The sequence below is a fragment of the Streptomyces sp. NPDC104381 genome (assembly GCF_055583745.1).
Genome location: NZ_JBVJNK010000005.1, coordinates 558,188 through 584,227 on the forward strand (window position 1 = coordinate 558,188; position 26,040 = coordinate 584,227).

Genomic DNA, 26,040 nt, shown 5'->3' on the forward strand with positions numbered 1-26,040 from the left:
ATGAGTGAACGTTTCTGTTCACCGCTGACTCGTACGGCACCTCACGCTATGACCGGATCTCGAGCGAAGTCTGCGCCGATTGCCGCATCCCCGGAGCGGGGCCACGGCAATGGAATAGCCCTGCTCGTCATCGCCTCGTGCCAGCTGATGGTGGTTCTCGACGTCACCATCGTCAACATCGCCCTTCCGCACATCCAGCGGTCCCTCGGGTTCTCGACCGAGAGCCTGTCGTGGGTGATCAACGCCTACACGCTGACGTTCGGCGGACTGCTTCTGCTGGGCGGTCGGCTGGGCGACATCCTCGGACGCCGCAGAGTCTTCATCTTCGGCGTACTGCTCTTCGTGGTGGCCTCCCTGCTCGGCGGCCTCTCCCAGGAATCCTGGCAACTGCTCGCAGCGCGCGCCCTGCAAGGGGTCGGCGGTGCGATCGCCTCACCGACCGCCCTCTCCCTCATCACCACGACGTTCCACGAAGGCCCGGAGCGCAACCGGGCGTTCGGGGTGTTCGCCGCGGTGTCGGCGGGCGGGAGCGCGATCGGTCTGCTCGCCGGCGGCCTGCTCGTGGAGTGGCTCGACTGGCGGTGGGTGCTCTTCGTCAACATCCCCATCGGCCTGCTGATCGCCCTCGCGACACCCCGCCACATCAAGGAGTCCGAGCGCCACCCCGGCCACTTCGACCTCCTCGGCGCCCTCACGTCCACCCTGGGCATGGTGCTGCTCGTCTACGGCTTCATCCGGGCCTCCGAGGACGGCTGGACGGACCGGCTGACGCTCGCGTCCTTCGGTGGCGCCGTGGTGTTCCTCTTCGTCTTCCTGACCGTCGAACGCCGGTCCAGGCAGCCCATCACGCCGCTGCGCATGTTCCGCGACCGCAACCGTGCCGGCGCCTACGGGATGATGCTGTGCCTGGCCGCGGCGATGTTCGGCATGTTCTTCTTCCTGACCCTGTTCGTGCAGAACATCCTCGACTTCAGCCCCCTGCGCGCCGGCCTCGCGTTCCTGCCGGTGAGCGCCATCATCGCGATCAGCGCGGGGCTCGCCTCGCGGCTGCTGCCCAGGTGGGGGCCCAAGCCCTTCATGGTGACCGGTGCGATCCTGGCGGCGGCGGGGCTCGCCTGGCTCACCCGGACCGATGCCCACAGCACGTACCTGGGCAGCATCCTCGGGCCCATCCTGGTCTTCGGCTTCGGCATGGGCATGCAGTTCGTCTCGCTGACGCTGATGGCGGTCTCGGGGGTGGCGCCGAGAGAGGCCGGAGCCGCATCCGGCGTCCTCAACGCCACTCAGCAGGTCGGCGGTTCGCTCGGTCTGTCCATCCTGGTCACGGTGTTCGGTACGGCCAGCCGCAACGAGGCGACGGACCAGATTCCCCGCTTCCTGTCCGAGGCGACCCCCGCCCAGCAACTGCAGTTCCGCAGAACGGGTGAGCTCCCCTCACCCTGGGGCGACCAGGTGCTCGCCTCCGGTGTGTCGAGCGCGTTCATCGCCGCCGCCTCCGTCGCCTGCATCGCCGCGCTGATCGCGCTGTTGGTCATCCAGGTCCGCGCCTCCGACCTGGAACGACTGCGCGGCGGAGTGCCCATGGCTCCGCCGGTGGACGACCAGGACGCCTCGGAGGACGGCGGAGAAGGCGCGGAGAAGGGGCGCGCGGAGGACGTGCGCGACACCGGGGCCTCACGTCGGGAACGAGGCGGAGGCGAAGGTTCCCCTCCACTTGGATAGGGTGCCGTTCGCCATCAGTGCTCTTCGGGGGAGATACAAGTAGATGAGTGGTCAGCAGCAGGGCCGGAGCAACGGCGCCCAGATCTTCCAGCCACTGGCGGGGGACGACCCGGCCACGATCGCCGGGTACCGGATCGCGGCCAAGCTGGGCGCGGGCGGGATGGGCAAGGTCTATCTGTCGTACACGCCCGGCGGGCGGCCCGTGGCGATCAAGGTGATCCGCCCCGAATTCGGTGAGGACGCGGAGTTCCGGCGTCGCTTCGCCCAGGAAGCGCAGTCCGCGCAGCGGGTGCAGGGCCTGTTCACCGCGCCCGTGATCGACGCCGACACGAAGGGCGCGCAGCCCTGGCTGGCCACCGCCTACGTGCCGGGGCCCTCGCTCGCCGACGCCGTCGCGGCGCACGGAGCGCTGCCCGTACAGGCGGTGCTCCTGCTGATCGCCGGCATGGCGGAGGCGCTCCACGTCATCCACGGCGCGGGCATCGTCCACCGCGACCTGAAGCCCTCCAACGTGCTGCTCGCCGCCGACGGCCCCAGGGTCATCGACTTCGGCATCGCCTACGCGGCCGACGCGACCTCACTCACCGGCAGCGGCGTCACCATCGGCACCCCCTCGTTCATGGCGCCCGAACAGGCCGCCGGACGCAAGGTGACCCCGGCCACCGACATCTTCGCCCTCGGACAGGTCGCCGCGTACGCCGCCACCGGGAACCCCGCCTTCGGCGAGGGCACCTCGCACGGCGTGCTCTACCGGATCGTCCACGAGGAGCCGGACCTCAGCGGCGTCCCGGCGCGGCTGAGGGAACTGGTCACCCGCTGCCTCACGAAGGACCCCGCCGGAAGGCCGTCGATCGCCGAGGTCATCGAGCTGTGCCGGACCGCGAACGCGGAGACGGTCCTGCGCCGCCCCGAGGACTGGCTTCCGGCGCCGGTGGCCGCCGACATCACCGTACGAACGGCCGCACCCGCTCCCGTCCAGACCCCGCCACCTCCGGCCTCGGCCCCCACCGCACCGGGCGCCGTGTACGCGCCCACCGCGCCGTCGTCCCCCGCGCCGGCCGCCCAGGCACCGGCGACCCCGCCCCCGGGATTCGGGCCGCCACAGGCCTACCGGCCCCAGCAGCCGCACCACCCCACGCAGCCGGCCGGTGCTCCGGGCCAGGCCTACGCGCCCACGTACGCACAGCCCTACCCCGGGCACCCCGGGCCCGCCCCCATGAACCAGGGCCCCGCGTCCCGGAAGGGCGCGGGCAAGCGCGGACTGTTCATCGCGCTCGCGGCCGCGCTGGTCTTCGGAGTCGCCGGCGGCGGCACCGTGTACCTGCTGAACAAGGACGACGGGAAGCGGACGGAGAGCGGGAGTTCGCCCCAGGGCGGACAGGAGAAGGGGACGAGCGAGGCCCCGGAACCCGACGCGAAGCCGGCCGACACGTCGGACGGGGAGACGCAGGAGAACGCCGATCCCGAGCCCGCCGAGTACAACGGCATCAACCTCACCGCCGGCTACCACCTCACCCTCGCCGACGAGGACGTAAGGCCCCAGGAGGGCGAGGACGAGGGATACGAACTCTCCTACGACACGGGCGGATACCTCGACGCGGAGGCCACCGACGGAAAGCTGGTGCTGCTCGACCCGTCCCAGCGGGGTTCGCTCGAAACCTGCCGCGCGGACACGAGGTTCACCGAGAACATCGCCACCGAGAAGCTGTCCAAGGGCCGCCAGGTCTGCGTCTTCACGGGCACCGGCCACATCGGTCTGGTGACGGTGCAGGGCTTCTCGAGCGAGGACTCCCCGAGCAAGTACATGAGTCTGGACCTCACGGTCTGGCGCAACGCGGGGGTCTGACGCACCGCCGTGACCCCCGGCGGGCGGTGGGCCCCCGCCGCCCGCCCGGAGGTCAGACCAGGTTGACGAGACGGATGTAGCGGACCCAGTCCCAGTTGACCCCGGGGTCGGTGTGGTCGCTGCCCGGCACCTCGTGGTGGCCGATGATGTGCGCGCGGTCCTTGGTCAGGCCGTAGCGGTCGCAGATGTCCGCCGTGAGCCGCGCGGACCGCTCGTACATCGCGTGGGTGAAGTACGACGGCTGATCGACCCAGCCCTCGTGCTCGATGCCGATGCTGCGCGTGTTGTAGTCCCAGTTCCCCGCGTGCCAGCCGACGTTGCGCTCCCGCACGCACTGCGCCACCAACCCGTCCCCCGACCGCACCACGTAATGGGCGGACACCTTCTTGGCCGGGTTCTGGAAGATGCCGATCGTCTCGGTGAACGTCTGCTGGGCGACGTGGATGACGACACGGTCCACCGGATACTCGGAAGGCCGGTTCGAAGCGGTGTAGTTGGACGCGGACGCCGGATACCACTGTGCGTCCGGGTAGTCCGTGTCCGCCGTCGGCGAGGCCACCGCGCGGGCCGAGGCCGGAAGGAGCGCCGCGGCGGCCGTGACCGCGGCGCCCTGAAGGATCCGTCTGCGCTGCATCAGCACTCCTGTGCGTAGGACGTCGTCCGGTTCACGGCACAACACGCGCCGCCCCACCCTACGGTTCCACGCCGGGCGCCGCCCGTACACCGTCGGGCCGTCGTCCTCAGGAGACGGGCAGAGCCCCGGCCAGAGCGGCCGCCGGATCGTCCTCCGCGGGCCCGGCGGGGACCCACCGGCCCCGCTCCTTGGCGTACGGCCACCAGCGCCCGTCGGGCCCGTACCGCAGCTGTGCGTCCGAACCCACCACGGTCCAGCGGTTGTCCGTGGCGCGGAGCCGCGGGCCCTCGCCCTCCTCCCACGCCGAGGCGAGCTGCGCCCGCGCACGGGCGAGGTCCTCCGGTCCTGGCAGCCACTCCTCGTCGTACACCGTCAGTGCCGCCGCCCCGCCGTACCGCCAGGCCCGCACCGCGATGTCGAGAGCGGTGGGACCGAGGCCGGCCGCCGCACCGAGGCGTGCAGCGAGACGGCTGTCGGGCCGGCCGTCGGCCGCCATCCGCACGGCGTCCTGTCCCCGCGTCAGCACCGCTGCCGGGGGCTGCTGTCCGTGGCCCGCCGCGAGTGCCTCCGCCAGCATCGCGAACGCCCGTACGGCGCTGTCCGCGGCCAGGAACTCCAGTGCCGCAGGATCGACACCGTCGGCCGGATCCGTCTCCGTGTCCAGCGACGGCGGCAGGCCCGGCTCCGGCGGCAGGGCCGGGGGAGGGGGCAGTGGCGGCAGGATGTCCCGCGCCGCGTACGCCTCGTCGGCCCGCACACCGCGCGACGCCGGGCCCGCGACGGTGTCCTCCGCCGACGCCTCGTCATCCGCCCGGCGCCCCGCCCGGGCGGCGCTGCGCACCTGCAGCTCGTCGAGCAGCCGGCGTTCCTCGCGTCCCCGCAACAGCAGCAGCACGAAGGGGTCCTGGTCGAGGAGCCGCGCCACCTGGTAGCAGAGGGCGCCCGAGTGCGGACAGTGGTCCCAGGCCTCGCAGCTGCACTCCGGCTCCAGATCACCGATCCCCGGAAGCAGATGGAGGCCCGCCGCGGCCGCGTCCTCCACCAGGTGCGGAGGCATCTCGCGGTCCAGCAGGGCGGCGATGTGCCCGGACCGTTCGGACGCCATGTCCAGGAAGCGGTCCCATTCCTCGTCCGTCAGCTCCTGGAGCAGCACATCACTGCGGTACGCCGTCGAGTCACGGTCCTGGACGACCGCGGTGAGCCGGCCGGGCCTGACGGACACCGCTCCGACCCCGCCCTCCCGGGCCAGCTTCCGGCCCTTCTTGAGCTGCTGGCCGTCGAGTGCGGTGTCCTCCAGGGCCTTCAACCAGGCCAGCCCCCACCAGGAGGAGGCGAATCCGCGACCGTGCGCGGGCGGTAGCGCGGCGAACGTGCGCTCCGGACCCTCACCCTTGTTCCTCATCGTGCGCCCCCTCGCAGTTCGACCAGTTCGGCCAGTTCCGCATCGCTCAGTTCCGACAGCGCGCCCTCTCCGCTGCCGAGGACCGCGTCCGCGAGCCCCTGCTTCCGGGCCAGCATGGCGGCGATCCGGTCCTCGACGGTGCCCTCGGCGATCAGCCGGTGCACCTGCACCGGCTGGGTCTGCCCGATCCGGTACGCACGGTCGGTCGCCTGCGCCTCCACGGCCGGATTCCACCAGCGGTCGAAGTGCACGACATGACCGGCCCGGGTGAGATTGAGCCCCGTACCTGCGGCCTTGAGCGACAGCAGGAACACCGGGGCCTCGCCCGCCTGGAAACGGTTCACCATCTCCTCCCGCCCGGCGACCGGCGTGCCGCCGTGCAGGAACTGCGTGGGGACCCCGCGGGCCGCCAGATGCCGCTCCAGGAGCCGGGCCATCTGCACGTACTGCGTGAACACCAGGACGCTCGCCCCTTCGGCGAGGATCGTGTCCAGCAGTTCGTCCAGCAGCTCCACCTTCCCCGACCGGTCCACGATCCGGGGCTGTTCCTCCTTGAGGTACTGCGCGGGGTGGTTGCAGATCTGCTTGAGCGACGTCAGCAGCTTCATGACCAGGCCGCGCCGTGCGAAGCCGTCCGCGCCGGAGATCTCGTCGAGTGTCTCGCGCACCACTGCCTCGTACAGACCGGCCTGTTCCGCCGTGAGCGAGACGGCGCGGTCGGTCTCCGTCTTCGGCGGGAGCTCCGGGGCGATGCCGGGGTCGGACTTGCGGCGCCGGAGGAGGAACGGGCGGACCAGCGCGGCGAGCCTCTCCGCCGCGGCCGGGTCGTTGCCCCCCTCCACCGCGCTCGCATAGCGGGTGCGGAACGTACCGAGCCGCCCCAGGAGACCGGGTGTCGTCCAGTCGAGGATGGCCCACAGCTCGGAGAGGTTGTTCTCCACCGGGGTGCCGGTGAGGGCGACGCGGGCCCGCCCACCGATGGTGCGCAACTGTCTGGCGGTCGCCGAGTGCGGGTTCTTGACGTGCTGTGCCTCGTCGGCGACGACCATGCCCCACGACACCTGCGCCAGCCGGGCCGCGTCGAGACGCATGGTGCCGAAGGTGGTGAGGACGAACTCGCCGTCCGACACGCCCTCCAGAGAACGCGACGCGCCGTGGAAGCGGCGTACCGGTGTGCCCGGTGCGAACTTCTCGATCTCCCGCTGCCAGTTGCCCATCAGGGAGGTGGGGCACACCACGAGTGTCGGCCCCGCGGCGGACTCGACGCCCTGGCGGTGCAGATGCAGCGCGATCAGTGTGATCGTCTTGCCCAGTCCCATGTCGTCGGCGAGGCAGCAGCCGAGGCCGAGCGAGGTCATGGTGTGCAGCCAGTTCAGGCCGCGCAGCTGGTAGTCGCGCAGACTCGCTTCGAGCGCGGCCGGCTGCCCGACCGTGCGGCGGCCCTCCGACTCCGGGTCGGCGATCCTCTCCCGCAGTTGCTCCAGCCAGCCGGTCGCCGCCACCTCCACGCGGTGCCCGTCGACGTCCGCGGTCCCGGTCAGCACGGCGCCCAGCGCGTCGATCGGGGTGACCTTGTGGTCCTGGGACCTCCGGGCCCGGCGGACGTCCTCGGGGTCGACGAGCACCCACTGGTCGCGCAGCCTGACCAGGGGTCTGCCCGCTTCCGCGAGCCGGTCGAGCTCCGCGCGGCTCAGGGTCGTGCCGCCCAGCGCGAAACGCCAGTCGAACGCCAGCAGCGCGTCGGCCGACAGGAACGACGGCGTGTCCGCTCCGGTGCGCGCGGCCGCCCCGGCGCCGTCGTCCTGCGGGCCGATCACCGCCCGCGCGGTGAGCTTCCCCGTCAGGCCTCTGGGCCAGTGCACCTGGACACCCGTCGCCGCGAGCGCCCTGGCCGCGGGGCCCAGCAGTTCCGCGATCTCCTCGTCGGCCGGCTCGACCGCGTCCGGGACCGCCGCCGACAGCAGGGGCGTGAGCGGAGGCCAGGCCCGGGCGGCGCGCCGCAGGGCGAGCAGGGCGTCCATGCGGGCGCGCGGGCCGAACAGCGACGCGGCGGGGGAGCGGTCGGCCCACACGTCCGCCGCGTCGGCGACGAGAGCGGGGTCCTGGACACTGTGGATCTGCAGGACCGCGCGGAACGAGGGCGGGCGGTCCGAGTCCCCCTCGCCGTCCGCGTCACCGAGCCCCGAGACCTCGACACGCAGGGAGAGCCGTACGCCCGCGTCGTGACCGGCCGCCACATCGGCCGCCCAGGACCGCAGCCCCGGCAGGCGTCGCGGGCCCGGGGCCGCGAACGCCGGTGTGCCCGTGACGCCTTCGGCCGCCGGTGTGCGGGGCATTCCGTCCACCACCGCGTCGAGGAAGGACCGCAGCAGCGACTCCGGCTCGGCCAGCATCACGGGGTCGGCCGCCACGTCGAGGGGCACGGCATGGGCCTCCGGCGGCATGGAAGCGGCCAGCACCCGGACCCGTTCGAGATCCTCCGCGGTCAGCGGCCCGGCCCGCCAGGCGTCGTGGTCCGTGGCGCTCAGTCCGGGCAGCAGCAGTCCGCGGGCGACGAGTTGGAGCGCGAGAACCCCGGCGGCACCCCAGAAGGCCGCGGAGGGAGAAGCGTGAGCGTACGCCCGCGCCCGTGTCAGGACCGGCAGCGCCTCCCGCACCGGCACCATCAACGCCGGGACCACGTAAGGGCGGACGTCGCTCCCGACGATCGTCAGCTCCTCCGCACTCCCTCGATCACCAGGAGGGGTGCTACCGTCCGCGTTCCAGAAGGCGATCAGGCCGGTACGGGCCGGGTCCGCGGGGAGGAAGACCGCGGAGCAGCGGGACAGTTCGGAGATCTCGTCGAGTGTTGCCGCAGGGAGTCTGTGCACAGCGATGTCGAATTCCTCAAATTTGACTAGTGAGCCCGGGGTTCGCCGAGGGTACTCCACCCACGGCCCGTTCCGGGGGAAACGCCCAGTGATCCACCTCACTCATTTCTGTCTTCCGCAGCCCGAGGTACAGCCCGCACCACCACCGCACACGGGGGATTGCCCCCGCACGTCCGGGGTGATGGCGCCATGGCTGGCGCAGGCCCGCTCTCCGTACGTTTGACGAGGTCAGCGCAGATGCCCAGAAACCGGAGACGTCATGCCCCCAGCAGCCACCGTTGCGCAACACCCCCGCGACGGATCGGAGGGGCCGGCCGTCGCGCCGCTCCCCGGAAGCGATTTCGCGCCGCTCCTGAAGACCGTCAAGGGGCAGGGGCTCCTGGAACGGCGCACCGGCTGGTACGCGGCGGGCATCGCCGCCAACCTCATCGCACTCGGAGCCGTGATCACCGGCATGGCGGTCCTCGGTGACACCTGGTGGAACCTCTTCCTCGCCCTGCCGCTGGCCGTCCTGTGGACACGTACGGCCTTCTTCGGGCACGACGCGGGGCACGCCCAGATATCCGGCGACCGCAGGACGGGCCGTGTCATCGGCCTCGTCCACGCCAATCTGCTCCTCGGCATGAACGAGGCCTGGTGGAACGACAAGCACGTACGCCACCACGCCAACCCGAACCACGTGGACAAGGACCCCGACGTCGGGGTGGGCGCCCTGGTGTGGACCCAGAAACAGGCCGCCCAGCGCGAGGGCTTCGCCCGCTGGCTCACCCGCAACCAGGCGCGGCTCTTCTTCCCGATGCTGCTCCTCGAAGGCATCGCGCTCAAGATCTACGGCTTCCAGTTCCTTCGACGGCAGCCCGCCCGTGAACGGGCGCTGTCGGGTCTTCTGCTGGCCGGCCACCTCGCGCTGTACGCCACGCTGCTGCTGAGCGTCATGTCCCCGGGCAAGGCCCTCGTGTTCGCCCTCGTGCACCACGCGCTGTTCGGCCTCCACCTGGGCATGGCCTTCGCACCGAACCACAAGGGCATGGAGATGCCCGACCCCGACGGCGACCGCTGGGGCCATCTGCAGCGCCAGGTCCTCACCTCGCGCAACGTGCGGGGCGCCGCCCTCACCGACTGGTTCCTCGGCGGCCTCAACTACCAGATCGAGCACCACCTCTTCCCGAGCATGCCTCGCCCCCACCTGCGGCTGGCGCAGCCGCTGGTGAAGGCGCACTGCGCATCGATCGGGATGCCGTACGCGGAGACGGGAATCATCGAGTCCTACCGGCAGGCGCTGGAGCACATGCACGAGGTCGGCGAGCCGCTCAGGTAGACCGCCGCAGAGCTTGTGCGTCCCGAGCCGGAACGGATGGGGGCGCACAGGCGTTGTCCCAGCAGGAGCGGCTCCGGCCGCGGAGGAGGCATGGATCATGTCGAACGGTGCAAAGATCGCCATCGGGGGAGTAGTCGCGGCAGTCGTCCTGATTCCGTTCATCGGATTCTGGTGGTCGCTGCTGGTGCTCATCGGCGTACCCACGGTGGGGTACCTGATGCTCGACCCGTCGCAGAGGCGCAGGCTCCGCAGGATCAGCCGTAAGGAGATAGGGCGCTGAGCAGCTCGGTCACCGCGGTGAGCAGCAACGGCGTGTACTCCTTCACCAAGCCGAACAGGGAGAGCGTCACGCTGCTTGCCGGACTCGGCGTGGAGGGTGACGTCCACGCCGGTGTCACGGTGAAACACCGCTCCAGGGTCGCCCAGGACCCGACGCAGCCCAACCTGCGGCAGGTCCACCTCATCCACCAGGAGCTCTTCGCCGAGCTCGCGGACGCGGGTTTCGAGGTCGGCCCGGGCGACCTCGGGGAGAACGTCACCACCAGCGGGATCGACCTCCTCGCCCTCCCCGTGGGCACGCTGCTCCACCTCGGCGACGAAGCCGTCGTCGAGGTGACGGGCCTGCGGAACCCATGCCTGCAGATCGACCACTTCCAGGACGGGCTGCTCAAACAGGTCGTCGGCCGCGCGGACGACGGCACCGTCGTCCGCAAGGCCGGGATCATGGGGGTCGTCACCACGGGCGGCGTGGTGCGGCCCGGCGACGCGGTCGAGGTGGAGCTGCCCGTGGAGCCGCACCGTCCGCTGGAGCGCGTGTAGGGCGCACGGACCGTCCTGGCCCGTATGTCGCACACGGGTCAGGACGGCCGGACGGCCAGTTCGTCGAGCGACTTCAGCAGGCCCGGGAGCTCGGGGCCGCGGCCCACCGGAATGATCTCGCCCGGTTCCTCGTCCAGCAGGAGGAACGCGATGTCGTCGGTCCTGGCCACCAGGGACCAGCCCGGCCCGTCGACCCGCAGGGTACGGGCCCCGCCGGGGGCGAACGCCGAGCGGATCCGGCCGGGCGGCGGCGGCGAGCCGACATACGCCCGCGCCGCTTCGAGCGCCATGCGTACGCCGGGATGCTGCCCCGATCCGGCGGGCTCGGCCGCGCTCTCCTTCTCCGCCCCGGCCCGGGGCTCGCCGCCGGTACCGGGCTCCCCGGACCGCCCGAACGCGGTCTCGTCGTCGATCTGATCGCGCCAGGCCGCCCACTGCAGGGCGATCTCGTCCGCCCCGAGGCGCCGCTGGGGCGCTCCCCAGACCTCGGTGTCCGGCGGTGTCAGCGGCGCCTGTCCCTCGTCGTCCGGGCCGGGCACCGGGTCGTGCGGCTCGGGGACGCCGGGCGCGGCGACCGCGAGGGCGAGCGGCCACCCCGGGAGCGCGCAGACCACCGAGCGGTCGTCGGGGGAGAGGTCGTACTCCATCCCGCAGTCCCACGAGGCGATGGCGACGGCCACCAGCGAGACGTCCTCCACGACCACCGTCCACCGCGCGCCGTCGCTGTCCTGGCCGAGCACGAGGCCGTACCCCTCGGCGTACGGCTCCAGACCGAGCGCGGCGCACGCGGCCACGTAGTCGTCGCCCAGGACGCTCGGGAACTGCGCGGGGGTCAGCAGCACCGCGGTCAGTACAAACAGCGCGTCGTCGTCGGCGACCGTGTCGTCCGTCGCAGCCACAGCACCCACCCTCATCCCTGGTCGCTTGTTCCGTCGGCGCACCTTAACTACTCGGTAACCCTGTCGTCGAGGCCCTGACAAGCGAGAACGACCACCTACCCGGAGACCGCCGCCGGTCGCCGGGGCGCGCCACAGAGCCACTCGGACCGTGGTGCCCGCCCGCCCGTGACCCGTAGGGTTGTGACTCCGGCCGACGAGGGGGACAGCATGGTGGAGCGGTTCGAACGGCTGAAGCAGATCCAGCGGCTGGACCCCGAGCGGGACTTCCTGGAGATCTACCGGCTCACCGTCTCGTACGAATTTCCCTGGGACATCACCCGCGCTCTCGAACTCGCCCTGTACCGCACCTACGCGGTCCCCAGCATCGGGCGACTGCTCGCGGAGACGGGGGAACTGACGGAACGTTCACAGAAGAGGTACGACGACACCGCACTTCTTCTCGACGCCGTCGTCGAGCACGGCTTCGACAGTGAGAAGGGGCGCACGGCCGTCCGGCGGATCAACCGCATGCACCGCAGCTACGACATCAGCAACGACGACATGCGGTATGTGCTGTGCACGTTCGTCGTCACCCCCAAACGCTGGCTCGACTCCTACGGCTGGCGCCGGCTGTCCGGCCACGAGCTGCGCGCCTTCGCCGCGTACTACCGCACACTCGGCGCCCGTATGGGCATCCAGGACGTGCCGCAGACGTACGAGGACTTCGAGCGCACCCTGGACTCCTACGAGGAGGAGCACTTCGGCTGGGACGAGGGCGCGCGGGCGGTCTCCGACGCCACTCTGGCCCTGATGGGCTCCTGGTACCCGCGCCCGCTCGCGCCACTCGTCCGGAGGGCGAGCCTGGCCCTGCTCGACGACTCGCTGCTGCGGGCCTTCCGGTACGAGCGTCCCGGCCCCGTCGCCCGTGGGCTGACCCGCGGTGCCCTGCGGCTGAGGGCCCGCGCCGTACGGCTCCTGCCGCCGCGTTCCGTTCCGCACTACGCCCGCCAGAACCCCGAGATCAAGGGCTATCCGGACGGCTACGAGCTGGCCCGGCTCGGCACGTTCCCGACTCCTGGGGTGCGCGGCTGCCCCGTGCCGCACGGCCGGCCATCGGACGCACCCGCGGAGTGACCCGGGCGGGCGCGCCCGGTCGTCGAGGCCCGTTCGGCGGGCGCGCGGCCGTAGGTGCGCCAGGTGCGGCAGGTCACCGAGGCCGTACCGGTGACGCCCGGTCAGCCGGTCCGCACGGCCACCGCCAGGTAACGGCTGTCCTCGTCGGCGTAGGACTCCAGCCGCCAGCCCGCCCCGGCCAGCAGGGGCGTCAGCCGGGGCTCGGCCCGGAGATCGTCGTCCGAGAGGGTCCGGCCGTGCCGTGCGGCCAGCGCCGCACGTCCGATGGGGTGGAACAGAGCGAGACGGCCGCCCGGGCGCACCACCCGCGCCAGCTCCCCGAGCCCCTGCTCGGGCCGCGGGAGATGAGAGATCAGCCCGGCGGCGAGGACGGCGTCGAGGACTCCCGCACGCAGCGGAAGCCGTGCGACGTCGGCCAGCAGAAGGGCGCCGCTCGCCTCCCTCCCCGCTCGCAGGGCGGCGGCGAGCATCGCCTGCGTCACGTCGGCTCCCAGAACCGTGCCCCCGGGCCCCACTGCGTCACGCAGCGCCGGCAGCGCCCGTCCCGTGCCGCAGCCGGCGTCGAGCACCGAGCCGCCGGGGCGCAGCCCGAGCTCACCGACCGCGACGGCGAAGGCGGGGCCGTCGTCGGGAAAACGACGGTCCCAGTCCGCCGCCCGCGAGGCGAAGAAGTCCTGGACGTGTGTGTGGTCGTCGGCCATACGGACATGATCGCGCAGCCGGGACCCGAGCGGAACGGACGGAGCGTTGCACGCGTCCGGCCGACGGTGGCGCGAAGCAGCACCCCCGGAGTGGGGAGGCGCTTGCCCGCAGGGGAGCCGTAGGCAAGGCTTGCGCGGAACGTGGGGAACTGATGAACGGGGAGGACGAGCACATGGCGCTGGACCGGGGACTTGACTGGCTGCTTGACGATCTCACCGGCCGGGTGGAGCACATCCAGCACGCGCTGGTGCTGTCGAACGACGGGCTGGTGACCGGGGCCAGTACGAGTCTGGCCCGGGAGGACGCGGAACACCTGGCGGCGGTCTCGTCGGGGCTCCAGAGCCTGGCCCGGGGCTCGGGGCGTCACTTCGGCGCGGGGAAAGCGCGCCAGACCATGGTGGAGTTCGACGAGGCGCTGCTCTTCGTGACGGCTGCGGGGGACGGCAGCTGCCTGTGCGTACTGACCGCAGCCGAGGCCGATGTCGGCCAGGTCGCCTACGAGATGACCCTGTTGGTCAACCGGGTGGGCGAGCACCTCGGCGTGACGGCCCGCCAGGAGGCCGAGCGTATAGACCATCTCTGACCTGCGGTTCCTGTGGAGATCGAGGAGTTGTCCACAGGCTGCCCGCATCATTCCTCCCCGGGCTACCGTGGTCACGGAGAGTATTCGACCTCACGGGGGAGGACGGTCATGACCGTTACGGAAGCCACCACCCGCACGCACACCGCCGGGGCCGCGCCCGTGGGCGTGCCCGCAGGGCGAGCGGCTCGGGAACTGTCGTTGAAGCGCGGCGAGTTCGATCTTGCCGTCCATCTGGGGCTGATCGCCGCAGAACCTTCGACGGCGGGGGAGAGACCACGCGTCGCCCAACAGGAGATCGACCGGCTGCGCGAGCTACCGGGATTTCCCGGATCGCTCCAGGACCAGGTGCGCACAGCGGGCACGGCGGAGGCGGCCGCGCTCCTCGGCGTGAGGCCCGTACGCTTCACCGGCCTTGCCCGCGTCGGGTGCGTCTCACCGGTCGCCTTCTACCTGAACCGCTACCGCGCGGTGGTCTGGCTCTACCTGGTGGACGAGCTCCTCGCCTTTGCCGCCAGGGAGCCCGGTCTGATCACGGGGAAGAGTCCGGCGGGGATGCGGACCATGCTGGACGCGGGCATCGACCGGCGAGCGCGCAACTGGCGTTCACGCAGGGTCGACCGGCTGCTGAGCCGATCGGAGGACCCGTGGACGCGTGCGGCGCTCCAGGCATCCGCTCTCGACCCGGTCCAGCTCGCGGAGGTGGTCGACGATCCGTACGAGCGGGCCTATCTGGTCCGGGTGCAGCCCGATTCCGTCTTCGGCCGCCCGGGGTCCGCGTCCGGGAGGGAAGCCATGGAGAGGCTGATGCTGGCGGACGACCCGGACGAGATCCTCTGGCGCCGGGTGAATCTGACGCTTGAGCTGGAGCAGGCGCGCGAGCTCCGCCCCGCGCCGCGCCCCGGGCACGGTCCCGCGTTCCGCCCCGCCGGGAGTCGCCGCGTCCGGAGCCGGCCCGCGGGAAGGCCCGATGCCCGGCGAGGGCTGCTCGTCCGGATCGGCCTGCGCAGACCGGGGCGCGGGGACCGTTAAGGAATTGCTTACGGCCGTTCGGCCGGGCATCTTGGCCTCCATGCTGATCAGAGAAGCCACGGACAAGGACTGGCCCGCCATCTGGCCGTTCTTCCATACCATCGTCGCCGCGGGGGAGACCTTCACGTTCCCTCTGGACCTCGGGGAGGACGATGCCCAGGGCTGGTGGCTCCTCCCGGAGCCGGGGCGCACGGTGGTCGCCGTCGACGAGGCCGGGACCGTCCTCGGTACGGCCAAGATGAACAGGAACCACATGGGCAACGGCTCGCACATCGCCAGCGCCAGCTACATGGTCGCTCCGGAGCACTCCGGCCGGGGCGTGGGCAGGGCCCTGTGCGCCTACACCGTGGACTGGGCGCGTACGGCGGGATATCGCGCCATGCAGTTCAACGCCGTGGTGGAGACGAACACCCACGCCGTAGGGCTGTACCGCTCCCTCGGATTCGAGGTCATCGGGACCCTGCCCGAGGGGTTCAACCACCCCACGCAGGGCTATGTCGGGCTGCACATCATGCACAAGTCCCTCTGAAACCACCCTCACAGTCGACCGGGGCGACCGTGAGGCCAACGGCTTCCGGCCATCCTGGCGTGTCCGTCATGTCCCAAGTAGCGGTGATGTGGGCATGGTTGGCGCATCACTGAGACATGGGGCGGGTGCGTCCCCTGGTGCGGAGGGCAGTACTGTGCGCCCCACCGCCATCCCAGCGGTGAACTCATATGGAGGAAGAATCCATGACCATACCCAGGAGATCGTGGCGCGGCGCGGGAGCATTCGCGGCCGCCGCGGTAGTCGGCCTGGCCGGCGGAGTCCTCTCCGCAGGTCCGGCCGCAGCTCACACCCCCACCTGGGCCGTGACCTGCTCCGAAGTGACGCTCAACCTGACGGCCTACTCGGGCAACGCCACCAACGAGGTGACCGTTTCCGTCGTGGGCGGCGACGATCTGCTTGCCACGACCAAGTTCGGCCGTGAGTTCAGCACCAAGACGCCGCTCCAGCTCCCCGAGCACGACAAGGAGCTGACCGTCCGCCTCGTCGTCAAGGCCGGGGACAGCGACCGGTACTCCTTCGACGACACGAAGACCGCTCCGGTGTGTGAGGACGACAGCCCGTCGCCCACCCCGACCGAGGCGACGCCTTCGGAGGCCCCGAGCACGGAGCCGCCGGCCTCGGAGACCCCTGAGCCGAGTGCGACGCCGAGCGAGACCGCCACGGAGGCCGCGCCTGCCCCGGCGGAGCCGAGCAGCAGTGCTCCGGACCTCGCCGAGACCGGTTCGTCGTCGGCCACGCCCGTCATCGGTGGAGCCGCTGTCGCGGTTCTCCTCGCCGGCGGCGGCATCCTGTGGTCCGTCCGTAAGCGCCGTACCGCGCAGCACTGACGCCACCCAGGCATCCCGGCGCGGTGGTGGAAGAACACCGCCGCGCCGGGCGGGGGCGCACCGCGACAACTCTGTTGCGGTGCGCCCCCGTCGCGTTGCACGGCCCCGGCGGCCCCTCGCACTCCAGCCTCCCGACCGGCTGTCTCAGCCGCGGCCCGGCGCAGTCCCGGGATCAGGAGACGGGATCAGGAGACGGGAGCCGGGGGAGGGCATCAGGAGGGGGATCAGGACAGGGGGATCAGGACAGGGGGCCGATCTCGCACCAGACGGCCTTGCCCTCGCCCCGGGGCTCGATGCCCCAGCGCTCGGCGACCGCGTCCAGGAGCAGCAGGCCACGCCCCGACGTCGACGTCTCGCCCGGGGTGCGGCGCCGTGGCCAGACGCTGGAGCGGTCCTGGACCGACAGTCTGATGCGCCGGACGGGCTCCGGCAGTACCTCCAGCGTCAGTACCGCCCCGCCCTCCGTGTGCAGCAGCACATTGACCAACAGCTCACCGGTGACCAGCTCCGCGTCGTCCGCCAGAGTCGCCAGGTCCCAGTCCGTCAGGGCCTGACGCACGATCGACCGGGCCTCCGACAGCCCCTGCGGATCCGCCTGATGGATGTACTGGTGCAGCCGGGGAGCACGCGGCGACCCGAGGTCCGGGCTGCGCCGCAGGACCAGCAGGGCCACGTCGTCCCCCGAGCCCCACCGCTCCCACAACCGGTCCGAGAGATGGTCGGCCAGCGCCTCGGCGCCGTCGGGCCCGTCGCTCACCTCGTGGATCAGCGCGGCGACCCCCGAGTCCACATCTGCGCCCGGCTCCTCGACCAGCCCGTCCGTGTACAGGACGAGAGTCTCGCCCGGCACCAGATCGAGCCGGGTCTCCGGATACTCCTCGTCCCAGAAATCCGAGGAGAGGCCCAACGGCAGGCCCCCACGCACCTGCGGGACCCCCACCCGTCCGTCCGTATGCCTGATCAGCGGCCCGAAGTGGCCCGCGCGCACCACGCGCACCGCTCCCGTGGCGAGATCCACCTGTGCGTACGTCGACGTCGCGAACCGGTCGGTGTCCAGCTCGGCCAGGAAGCGGGAAGCCCGTGCCAGTACGGTCGCCGGGGGGTGCCCCTCGGCGGCGTACGCACGCAGGGCGATGCGCAGCTGACCCATGATCGCCGCCGCATGCGTGTCGTGCCCCTGCACATCGCCCACCACGACCCCGATACGGCCCCTGGGGAGTGTGATCACGTCGTACCAGTCGCCGCCGACCTCCCGCCCGCTCCACGCCGCGTGGTACCGGACCGCGATCTCGCCGCCCTCGATCTCCTGGATCCGCCGCGGAAGCATGGCCGACTGGAGGCCGGTGGCGAATTCGCGCTCCTCGTCGAAGAGGATCGCCCGCTGGAGGGACTGGGCCACGATGGCCGCCAGGCCCAGGCACAGGATCCTCTCGTCGGCGCTGAACACCGTGCGTTCGCGGTAGAAGAGGGCGAGGCCGCCCAGCGAGCGGGCCTGGGCGATCAGCGGAAGGTAGGCGACGGCCTGGAAGTTCAGCCGGCCGATGTGGGGTTCGAGCGCCGGATAGCGCCGGATCAGCGATCCCAGTGAGGTGATGAAGCGGGGGCGCCCGCTGAGGATGGTGTCCCCGAGGGGAAGTGTGGCGTCGAGCTGCCCGGAACCCAGGCCTTCGAGCACCTCCACCGAGTCACCGCTCAGCGCGATGATCTTGAGGGCGGAGTTCTCCACCAGCCCGAGGGCCAGCCCGTCCGCGCCGATCCCGACGAGGCCGCCCGGGCCGGTGAGCGCAGCCGTGACATCGTCGACGGTCACCGCACGTGACATCGCGGCGGTGGTGCGTTCGACGATGCTCGTCTGGCGGCGCCGCCGCTTTTCCACATCCAGCACGAAGGCCGAATGGGTGACCTCGGCCGTCGCGTCCCGCACCACACCGATGACACGGTGTGCCCGGCCGTCCTCCGACCGGAGGATCCGCGCCTGGACGTGTGTCCACTGCCAGTCCCCGTTCTCCAGGGGCACCTGGAAGTGCACGCTGTACGAGTCGCTCCCCCCGGAGATCGCCTCGTCGACAGTGGCTTCGAGGCGCGCGCGGTCCGTGGCGTCCAGCCGCTGGAGCACGATCCCCGGCCGCGCGTCGAAGGTCGAGGGGTCCAGGCCGAAGACCACGAGCCCCGCCTCGTCGATGTCCAGCGTCTCCGCGTCCAGGTCCCACTCGAAGCTGCCTGTGCGGTTCAGGGCGAGGCGCTCCTCGATGCCGGTCCCACCGGCATCGCGCCGATCGGACCGGGGCGGCGACGCTGCGTCGCCGTCTGCTCGCCGTGAAGAGTCGGTCATGCCTTCTCCGGAGGTCGTCCGGCGGGGCTGCTGGACGTCGCGGCCCATCGGTCTCAATTGTCGAGCCCGCGATGCGGGAGTGCCACAGCGGTTTCACGGGCGACCCGGCGCCAGGGCTCCGCGAGGGCCGTCGCAGAATGGCAGCAGAGATCGTCCACGGCTGACCGGAGCGCACACATGAACGACGAAGAACCCGTCCTGCTGCACACCGAGGGCCGCATCCTCCACATCACCCTCAACCGCCCCCGCGCCCTGAACGCGCTCACCCACACCATGGTGCGCGGCATCGACGAGGCGCTCACCCTGGCCGCCGACGACGACGCCGTCACGGCCGTCGTGATCGCCGGGGCCGGTGAGCGGGGCCTCTGCGCGGGAGGCGACATCCGGTCGATCTACGAGGACGCCCGTGCCGGCCGACGCGCATCCGTGGACTTCTGGCGTGACGAGTACCGGCTGAACGCCCGGATCGCCAGGTTCCCCAAGCCGTACGTGGCACTCATGGACGGCATCGTGATGGGCGGCGGGGTCGGGGTGTCGGCCCACGGCGACGTGCGTGTCGTCACCGAGCGCTCACGCGTCGCCATGCCCGAGACCGGGATCGGGTTCGTTCCCGACGTCGGGGGCACCTACCTCCTGGCCGCCGCACCGGGCGAGCTCGGTACCCACCTCGCACTCACCGGCAGGGCCGTCGGCGCGGCCGACGCCCTCCTGTGCGGACTGGCCGACCACTTCGTCCCGTCGGACCGTCTCGCCGACCTCACGACCGCACTCGCCACCAGTGGGACGCCCGCCGAGGTCACGGCCACCGTGCGCCGGTACGCGACCGACGCACCGGACGGAGAGCTGGCCGCCCAGCGCGAGTGGATCGACTCCTGCTATGCCGCCGACACCGTCGAGGAGATCATCGACCGGCTGACGGACAGCGGCGTCCCGGCCGCCAAGGAGACCGCTGCGGGGCTCCTCACCGCCTCACCGACCGCGCTCAAGGTCACCCTCGCCTCCGTACGCCGGACGAAGCGGCTCGCCGGCCTGGAAGCCGCTCTCGACCAGGAGTTCCGTGTCTCCTGCCGGGCGTTCGCCGGACATGACCTGGTGGAGGGCGTACGCGCCCGGATCATCGACAAGGACCGCACCCCGCGATGGAGTCCCGCCGAGCTCGGCGACGTCACCGCTGCCGACGTGGCACGCCACTTCGAGCCGCTCGGCGACCAGGAACTGGGCCTGGCCCCGGCCTGACCTCCCCGCCCGCCGGGCGGGCCTTCTGGCCCCGATCCTGAACCCGTGGCCCGTGGCCGGTGGCCGGTGCACCGAGTTCCCGGCTGGGCCCTGCCGCCCGTCCCGGCCGGCCCCGCCGCTCAAGCCGGCGGCGGGGGCCGGGGCCGGGCGCCGGACGGGCTCAGCCGCCGGCCTCCAGCCGCCCCGCCGCCCGGTCCCAGGCCCCCCGGTCCCCCCGGGGGGAGTAGTGGCGCAGTTCCTGCGTGCGCGCGACCAGGCTCCGCATCTCGCTCAGTCCACCCACCAGGCCGTGCGCCCGCGCCTGGAGCAGCACATTGCCGAGCGCGGTCGCCTCGGCCGGTCCCGCGGTGACCGGCAGCCCCGTCGCGTCGGCGGTCCACTGGCACAGCAGCGCGTTGCGCGAACCTCCGCCGACCAGGTGGATCCGTGTCAGCTCACGCCCCGCCAGCGCGGCGGCCCGCCGCAGCGTCCTCCGATGGGCCAGCGCCAGGCTCTCCAGCACGCACCGCACATACCCGCCCTGCCCGTCCGGCGCCTTCTGCCCCGTCCGGGCCAGAGCGGCGTCGATCCGCGACGGCATGTCACCCGGCGCCAGGAACACCGGATCGTCCGGGTCGATCACGGCGGCGAACGGCCGGGCACGCTCCGCTTCCGCGAGGAGCCCCGGCAGGCCCGTGGGCGTACCGGAGCGCTCCCACGTCCGACGGCACTCCTCCAGCAGCCACATCCCCATGATGTTGCGGAGGTAGCGCACCGTGCCGTCCACCCCCCGTTCGTTCGTGAAGTTCGCGGCCCTCGACTCCTCGGTCAGCACCGGCGCGTCCAGTTCGAGGCCGGCCAACGACCAGGTACCGCACGACACGTACGCGCATCCCGGCCCGGTCGCGGGGACCGCGGCCACGGCTGACGCCGTGTCGTGCGAGGCCACGGTCGTCACCTGCGTCCCCGGCGGCAGACCGGTGAACTCCGCCACGTGCGGAAGCAGAGTGCCCGCCCGCTGTCCCGGCTCGCGCAGGGGCGGGAACAGGGAACGCTCCAGCCCGAGCCGTGCGATCAGCGCGTCGGACCACGTGCCGGAGCGCGCGTCGAACAGCGCGGTCGTCGACGCGTTGGTCACCTCCGCACCCACCGACCCCGTCAGCCAGTACACCAGCAGATCGGGCATCAGCAGCAGCGTCCGGGCCGCCGGCCACTGAGCCGTGGAGCGGTGGGCCGCCAGTTGGAAGACCGTGTTGAACGGCAGGTGCTGCAACCCGCCGATGCCGTACAGCTCCCGTGCTTCGATGCCGGCCAGCACCTCCTCGGCCGCGGGCGCGTTGCGCTCGTCGCGGTAGTGGTACGGGAGCCCGAGAAGGGACCCGTCGGAGTCGAGGAGGCCGTAGTCCACGGCCCATGTGTCGATGCCCACGGAGGTCACCGGGGACCGGCGCGCGGCCGCCCGCAGCCCGTCCAGCATGCCCTGGTACAGGCCGAGCGCGTCCCAGTGGAGCCCATCCGGGAGCCGGACCGGCGTATTGGCGAAGCGGTGCGCCTCGGTCAGCTCCAGCACGCCGGGGCCGACCCTGCCGGTGATCACGCGGCCGCTGGTGGCGCCCAGGTCCACCGCGGCGAACACCGGGTCGTGCAGTGAGGTCACAGACATGGAAGGTCTCATCCGATCCGGGCCGAGCCGCGCCCCGAGCACGTACGGAACAGCGCACGGGGCACGGCGAGGTGGCACATGGTCAGCGAAGGAAGGCCGCCGCCACACCGGCGTCGACCGGGATGTGGAGGCCGGTGGTGTGGGTGAGATCGCCGCCCGTCAGCGCGAAGACGGCGTTGGCGACATGCTCAGGGAGAACCTCGCGCTTGAGGATCGTGCGCTGGGCGTAGAACTCGCCCAGCTTCTCCTCCTCGATGCCGTAGGTCGCCGCACGCTGGGCTCCCCAGCCCGCCGCGAAGATGCCGGATCCCCGCACCACCCCGTCCGGGTTGACCCCGTTGACCCGGATGCCGTGCTCACCGAGCTCCGCCGCCAGCAGACGCACCTGGTGTGCCTGATCGGCCTTCGTGGCCGAGTACGCGATGTTGTTCGGGCCCGCGAACACGGCGTTCTTGGACGCGATGTAGACGATGTCGCCGCCGAGATTCTGGGCCCGCATCACCCGAGCCGCCTCGCGGGAGACCAGGAACGAACCCCGCGCCATGATGTCGTGCTGCAGGTCCCAGTCCCGGGCCGTGGTCTCCAGCAGCGGCTTGGAGATGGAGATCCCGGCGTTGTTCACGACCAGGTCCACCCCGCCGAAGGCGAGAGCGGCGGCCTTGAAGGCGGCGGCGATCTGCTCCTCCGAGGTGACGTCCACGGTCACCGCGACCGCCTTGTCCGGACCACCGAGCTCCTCGGCGACGGCCTCCGCGTTCACGGTGTTCAGATCCGCGACGACCACACACGCGCCCTCCGCGACGAGCCGGTGCGCGATGGCCTTGCCGATGCCCGACCCCGCCCCGGTGACGAGCGCGACCCGCGTGGCCAGCGCCTTCGGCTTCGGCATCCGGCGGAGCTTGGCCTCCTCCAGCTCCCAGTACTCGATGCGGAACTTCTCCGACTCCTCGATCGGCGCGTACGAGGAGACGGCCTCCGCACCCCGCATCACATTGACTGCGTTGAGGTAGAACTCCCCGGCGACCCGTGCGGTCTGCTTGTCCTTGCCGAACGAGAACATGCCGACGCCGGGCACCAGCACGATCGCCGGGTCCGCGCCCCGCATCGCGGGCGAGTCGGGCGCGGCGTGGCGCTCGTAGTACGCCCGGTACGCCTCCCGGTACTCCCGGTGGAGCACCTCCAGCCGGGCCACCGCCTCCTCCAGCGGCGCGGCGGCGGGCAGGTCGAGGACCAGCGGGCTGACCTTCGTACGGAGGAAGTGGTCCGGGCACGACGTCCCGAGCGCGGCGAGGCGCGGGTGCTCGGCGCGCGAGAGGAAGTCCAGCACGGGCGCGGCGTCGGTGAAGTGCCCGACCTGGGGACGGTCTGTGGACGCCAGGCCGCGGATCACCGGAGCGAGCGCTGCGGCCCGCTCACGCCGCGCTTCCTCCTCGAGAGCCTCCCGGCCGGGAAGTACGGGGCCGAACGGCTCGGCCCTGCCGTGTTCCTCGAGGAACGTCTCGGCGGTACGGATCATCCAGAGGGCGTTGCGCTCGCACTCCTCGGAGGTCTCACCCCAGGCCGTGATCCCGTGGCCGCCCAGGACGACACCTACCGCCCGCGGGTTGGCCTCCTTGACGGCCGCGATGTCGAGACCCAGCTGGAAGCCGGGCCGGCGCCAGCCCACCCACGCCACCTTGTCACCGAAGCACTCGGCGGTCAGCTTCTCGCCATCGGCGGCGCACGCCAGCGCGATCCCGGAGTCCGGGTGCAGATGGTCCACGTGCGCCGCCTCGACCAGGGCGTGCATCGCGGTGTCGATCGAGGGAGCGGCACCACCCTTGCCGTGCAGGCAGTAGTCGAAGGCCGGGACCATCTCGTCCTCACGCTCCACCCCCGGGTACACCTCCTTGAGGGCCCGCACCCGGTCCAGTCGCAGCACGGCGAGCCCCGCCTCGGTCAGCGTGCCGAGGTCGCCGCCCGAGCCCTTGACCCAGAGCAGTTCGGCCTCGCCACCGGTGACCGGGTCGCTCCCCGTCGCCTTGGCCGAGGCGTTGCCCCCGGCGTAGTTGGTGTTGCGGGGGTCGGAGCCGATCCGGTGGGCGCGCTCCAGGAGCGCGGCGACCTCGGTGTGCGTCGCGGACGTCATGAGGGTTCCTTCGGGAAGAGGATGCGGGCGGGAGCGCCGGCGGGGAAAGGGGCGCGGGGGAGCGGAGCGCCGGCCGGGAAGAGGGAACAGCCGGAGGCACGAGGCGGGGGAGCGGGGCTTGGGCTCAGGCGCCCCAGCCCGCCTGTTCGCCACCGACCCGGTCGGCGGCGATGCGCTCCTGATTGCCGGAGGCGAGGTACGCCGCGAACGGGTCGCGCGCCAGGCCGAGTTCCTCGCGGACCTCGGCGAGCAGCGGCCGCACGTCGGTGTTGAACGCGTCCATCAGCACTCCGTTGGAGGCCAGGACATCACCGGAGCGCTGCGCGCCGGCCAGGGCCTCCGCATCGATCAGCAGGGCCTTCGCGGTCGCTTCCTGGACATTGGTGACCGAGCGGATCACGGCCGGGATCTTGGCCTCGATGTTGTGGCACTGGTCGAGCATGAAGTTGACGTCGGCGGCGGCCTCCAGGCCGCCGTTCTTGACCACCTCATGCATGATCCGGAACAGCTGGAACGGGTCCGCGGCGCCCGCCATCAGGTCGTCGTCCGCGTAGAAACGGGAGTTGAAGTCGAACGCGCCGAGTTTTCCCTCGCGCAGCAGGAACGCCACGATGAACTCGATGTTCGTGCCCGGAGCGTGGTGGCCGGTGTCGACGACGACCTTGGCCTTCGGCCCGAGCTTGAGGCAGTGGGCGTACGAGGTGCCCCAGTCCGGGACGTCCGTGGTGTAGAAGGCGGGCTCGAAGAGCTTGTACTCCAGCAGCATCCGCTGGTCGTCACCGAGCCGCTCGTAGACCTCGGCGAGAGCCTCGGCCAGACGGTCCTGACGGCCCGCGATGTCGTCCTGGCCCGGGTAGTTGGTGCCGTCCGAGAACCACAGCTTCAGGTCGGGCGAGCCGGTGGCGTCCATGATGTCGACGCATTCGAGCAGATGGTCGGTGGCCTTGCGGCGGACCTTGGGGTCCGGATGGGTGACCGAGCCCAGCTTGAAGTCGTCGTCCTGGAAGACGTTGGAGTTGATCGCACCGATCCGCAGGCCGAGCCCCTCGGCATACCGGGTCAGCGCCGCGTAGTCCTCGACCCTGTCCCAGGGGATGTGCAGCGACACCTTGGGAGCCACCCCGGTGAAGGCGTGCACCTGTGCCGCGTCCGCCAGTTTCTCGAACGGGTCGCGCGGCACACCGGGCTGGGCGAAGACCTTGAAGCGGGTCCCCGAATTGCCGTAGCCCCAGGAGGGGGTCTCGATGACCTGAGACTTCAGAGCTGCCTTGACGGCCGACACATCAGACATGAACACCTCGTAAGCAGAGTCATCCGGCGACCGGTCAGGATCGGGATGTGAATCGTTTCATCCGGAACGTACGCTAGGTTTGGTCACTGATGCTAGTCAAGCGGTCAGTCAAGTTTCCAGGCGATTTGAATCAATTCACCGCATCCCGGTGAAAGCGCTTGCTGTCGGTCGACGCGCTCATCCACCGCGACGGGCGGACACTGGGTGCACCGGAGGCCCGCGCTTCCCTGCTCCGGTGCAGATCCGCCGGTCCGGAACCGGGCGGCGGGCAAGTCGCCGAGCCCTGGCCGCCGGGCCCGGCGACCTCGATGAGAGCCGACTGGAGAATCCCGTGGAAAAGGTCTTCGAGAGCTACATCCGCACCACTCCCGAACGCCTCTGGGAGGCGATCACCGATCCCGAGATCAGAAGCAAGTACAACTTCGGCGCCCGCGTCATCTCCGACTGGACCCAGGGCTCGCGCTTCGAGATGGGCGCCCCCGGCGCTCCGGGCTCGCTCGGCGAGGGCCGGAACATCGAGGTCGATCCGCCGCGCAGGCTCGTCCAGAGCATGGTGGCGCTCTGGAGCGACGAGGCGCGGAGCGAGGGCCCGACCAGGGTCACCTGGGAGATCGAGCCCGTCGGGGACTCCTGCCGGCTGACCGTCACCCACGACGAACTGCGCGAGGGTGCCTGCGAGGACCTGTACGGCGGTTGGCCGATGATCCTGTCCGGCCTGAAGACCTGGCTGGAGACGGGGGAGATCCTGACCACCCCCGGCTCCCTCCTGTACGGCAGCGGGTGAGTCAGCGCCCGGAACCCGTCAGGCTCGGCCGCAGCTCGCGTACGAGTGCGAAGAGCCGGTCCTCGTTGCCCGCGAGGCCCGCGCTCCGCAGAGCCTCGTCCGCCTCTTCGATCGGCGAGGCGAGCAACGGCATGTACAGAGGCGCGTCGGCCGGGTCGGCGAGGGCGGCGCGCGTGGCCGCCAGCAGACGGATGTACGCCTGGGCCGCGGTGATTTCGGCTTCGTGCATCTCAGCATCTCCCGGTCAGAGGTGTCGGACCGTCAAGCATCCCTCATGGGTCTGACAATGCCCTCGCAACCGCTGCCGAACGGC

The 26,040-nt window shown here is 71.5% G+C and carries 22 protein-coding genes; 12 read left to right on the forward strand and 10 right to left on the reverse strand.

The window, feature by feature from the left end:
• The first annotated feature begins 48 nt into the window (after positions 1 to 48).
• Both ACZ607_RS20280 and ACZ607_RS20285 read left to right on the forward strand, forming a co-directional pair.
• Entirely contained in the window at positions 49 to 1,722 is a 1,674-nt protein-coding gene (locus ACZ607_RS20280; protein ID WP_469736396.1) for an MFS transporter, read from the forward strand.
• A 43-nt stretch (positions 1,723 to 1,765) separates the two neighbouring features.
• Positions 1,766 to 3,568 carry a serine/threonine-protein kinase gene (locus tag ACZ607_RS20285; RefSeq protein ID WP_469736398.1) on the forward strand — a complete coding sequence of 601 codons (1,803 nt, stop codon included), beginning with the start codon at positions 1,766 to 1,768 and terminating at the stop codon, positions 3,566 to 3,568.
• Positions 3,569 to 3,620: 52 nt separating this feature from the next.
• Here ACZ607_RS20285 and ACZ607_RS20290 read toward each other — a convergent pair whose 3' ends face one another.
• From ACZ607_RS20290 to ACZ607_RS20300, 3 genes are all read right to left on the reverse strand, one after another.
• Positions 3,621 to 4,202: an N-acetylmuramoyl-L-alanine amidase gene (locus ACZ607_RS20290; protein WP_469736400.1), complete on the reverse strand. Its 582-nt coding sequence runs from the start codon at positions 4,200 to 4,202 to the stop codon at positions 3,621 to 3,623.
• A gap of 106 nt (positions 4,203 to 4,308) precedes the next feature.
• Complete coding sequence (locus ACZ607_RS20295) at positions 4,309 to 5,604, reverse strand: SWIM zinc finger family protein (protein WP_469736402.1); 1,296 nt, start codon at positions 5,602 to 5,604, stop codon at positions 4,309 to 4,311.
• Positions 5,601 to 8,474 carry a DEAD/DEAH box helicase gene (locus ACZ607_RS20300; RefSeq protein ID WP_469736404.1) on the reverse strand — a complete coding sequence of 958 codons (2,874 nt, stop codon included), beginning with the start codon at positions 8,472 to 8,474 and terminating at the stop codon, positions 5,601 to 5,603. The genes ACZ607_RS20295 and ACZ607_RS20300 overlap by 4 nt, the downstream gene beginning before the upstream one ends.
• 259 nt (positions 8,475 to 8,733) lie before the next feature.
• Here ACZ607_RS20300 and ACZ607_RS20305 point away from each other — a divergent pair, with 259 nt between their 5' ends.
• The 3 genes from ACZ607_RS20305 to ACZ607_RS20315 all read left to right on the forward strand — a co-directional run bounded on the left by ACZ607_RS20305 (position 8,734) and on the right by ACZ607_RS20315 (position 10,611).
• Positions 8,734 to 9,792, forward strand: coding sequence for a fatty acid desaturase family protein (locus tag ACZ607_RS20305; protein ID WP_469736405.1), 1,059 nt, complete (start codon positions 8,734 to 8,736; stop codon positions 9,790 to 9,792).
• A gap of 97 nt (positions 9,793 to 9,889) precedes the next feature.
• Positions 9,890 to 10,072, forward strand: a complete 183-nt coding sequence (locus tag ACZ607_RS20310) for a hypothetical protein (RefSeq protein WP_028442276.1) — start codon at positions 9,890 to 9,892, stop codon at positions 10,070 to 10,072.
• Positions 10,069 to 10,611: an MOSC domain-containing protein gene (locus ACZ607_RS20315; protein ID WP_469736637.1), complete on the forward strand. Its 543-nt coding sequence runs from the start codon at positions 10,069 to 10,071 to the stop codon at positions 10,609 to 10,611. Before ACZ607_RS20310 ends, ACZ607_RS20315 begins: the two co-directional genes overlap by 4 nt.
• A 38-nt stretch (positions 10,612 to 10,649) precedes the next feature.
• On the opposite strand, the gene ACZ607_RS20320 is transcribed toward ACZ607_RS20315, so the two are convergent.
• Positions 10,650 to 11,510 carry a hypothetical protein gene (locus ACZ607_RS20320; protein WP_469736407.1) on the reverse strand — a complete coding sequence of 287 codons (861 nt, stop codon included), beginning with the start codon at positions 11,508 to 11,510 and terminating at the stop codon, positions 10,650 to 10,652.
• A gap of 207 nt (positions 11,511 to 11,717) precedes the next feature.
• On the opposite strand from ACZ607_RS20320, the gene ACZ607_RS20325 reads away from it, so the two are divergent.
• A complete protein-coding gene (locus ACZ607_RS20325) occupies positions 11,718 to 12,623 on the forward strand; it encodes an oxygenase MpaB family protein (protein WP_469736639.1) in 906 nt (301 codons plus the stop codon).
• Between the two features lie 101 nt (positions 12,624 to 12,724).
• On the opposite strand, the gene ACZ607_RS20330 is transcribed toward ACZ607_RS20325, so the two are convergent.
• Positions 12,725 to 13,324: a class I SAM-dependent methyltransferase gene (locus tag ACZ607_RS20330; protein ID WP_469736409.1), complete on the reverse strand. Its 600-nt coding sequence runs from the start codon at positions 13,322 to 13,324 to the stop codon at positions 12,725 to 12,727.
• Between the two features lie 173 nt (positions 13,325 to 13,497).
• On the opposite strand from ACZ607_RS20330, the gene ACZ607_RS20335 reads away from it, so the two are divergent.
• The 4 genes from ACZ607_RS20335 to ACZ607_RS20350 all read left to right on the forward strand — a co-directional run bounded on the left by ACZ607_RS20335 (position 13,498) and on the right by ACZ607_RS20350 (position 16,314).
• Positions 13,498 to 13,908 (forward strand): roadblock/LC7 domain-containing protein, encoded by a 411-nt coding sequence (locus ACZ607_RS20335; RefSeq protein WP_129260246.1) that lies wholly within the window; start codon positions 13,498 to 13,500, stop codon positions 13,906 to 13,908.
• Between the two features lie 108 nt (positions 13,909 to 14,016).
• Positions 14,017 to 14,937 carry a DUF6397 family protein gene (locus ACZ607_RS20340; protein WP_469736411.1) on the forward strand — a complete coding sequence of 307 codons (921 nt, stop codon included), beginning with the start codon at positions 14,017 to 14,019 and terminating at the stop codon, positions 14,935 to 14,937.
• 40 nt (positions 14,938 to 14,977) lie between these two features.
• A complete protein-coding gene (locus ACZ607_RS20345; protein ID WP_469736412.1) occupies positions 14,978 to 15,466 on the forward strand; it encodes a GNAT family N-acetyltransferase in 489 nt (162 codons plus the stop codon).
• Positions 15,467 to 15,669: 203 nt separating this feature from the next.
• Positions 15,670 to 16,314, forward strand: a complete 645-nt coding sequence (locus tag ACZ607_RS20350; RefSeq protein WP_469736414.1) for an LAETG motif-containing sortase-dependent surface protein — start codon at positions 15,670 to 15,672, stop codon at positions 16,312 to 16,314.
• A 238-nt stretch (positions 16,315 to 16,552) separates the two neighbouring features.
• Here the strand turns inward: ACZ607_RS20350 and ACZ607_RS20355 are convergent, their stop codons facing one another.
• Entirely contained in the window at positions 16,553 to 18,646 is a 2,094-nt protein-coding gene (locus ACZ607_RS20355) for a SpoIIE family protein phosphatase (protein ID WP_469736416.1), read from the reverse strand.
• Between the two features lie 177 nt (positions 18,647 to 18,823).
• Between ACZ607_RS20355 and ACZ607_RS20360 the strand changes: the two genes are divergently transcribed.
• Positions 18,824 to 19,882, forward strand: a complete 1,059-nt coding sequence (locus ACZ607_RS20360; RefSeq protein ID WP_469736418.1) for an enoyl-CoA hydratase/isomerase family protein — start codon at positions 18,824 to 18,826, stop codon at positions 19,880 to 19,882.
• 160 nt (positions 19,883 to 20,042) lie between these two features.
• Here ACZ607_RS20360 and ACZ607_RS20365 read toward each other — a convergent pair whose 3' ends face one another.
• From ACZ607_RS20365 to rhaI, 3 genes are all read right to left on the reverse strand, one after another.
• Complete coding sequence (locus ACZ607_RS20365; RefSeq protein WP_469736419.1) at positions 20,043 to 21,524, reverse strand: rhamnulokinase; 1,482 nt, start codon at positions 21,522 to 21,524, stop codon at positions 20,043 to 20,045.
• 82 nt (positions 21,525 to 21,606) lie between these two features.
• Positions 21,607 to 23,652: a bifunctional aldolase/short-chain dehydrogenase gene (locus ACZ607_RS20370; protein WP_469736421.1), complete on the reverse strand. Its 2,046-nt coding sequence runs from the start codon at positions 23,650 to 23,652 to the stop codon at positions 21,607 to 21,609.
• A 124-nt stretch (positions 23,653 to 23,776) separates the two neighbouring features.
• Entirely contained in the window at positions 23,777 to 24,943 is a 1,167-nt protein-coding gene (gene rhaI, locus ACZ607_RS20375; protein ID WP_469736422.1) for an L-rhamnose isomerase, read from the reverse strand.
• A gap of 331 nt (positions 24,944 to 25,274) precedes the next feature.
• Between rhaI and ACZ607_RS20380 the strand changes: the two genes are divergently transcribed.
• The gene (locus ACZ607_RS20380; RefSeq protein WP_469736424.1) at positions 25,275 to 25,727 is read left to right on the forward strand and encodes an SRPBCC family protein; all 453 of its coding nucleotides are present in this window, start codon (positions 25,275 to 25,277) and stop codon (positions 25,725 to 25,727) included.
• Position 25,728: 1 nt separating this feature from the next.
• On the opposite strand, the gene ACZ607_RS20385 is transcribed toward ACZ607_RS20380, so the two are convergent.
• On the reverse strand, positions 25,729 to 25,956 hold the full coding sequence (locus ACZ607_RS20385; protein ID WP_404076457.1) for a hypothetical protein: 228 nt from the start codon (positions 25,954 to 25,956) through the stop codon (positions 25,729 to 25,731).
• Positions 25,957 to 26,040 lie beyond the last annotated feature (84 nt).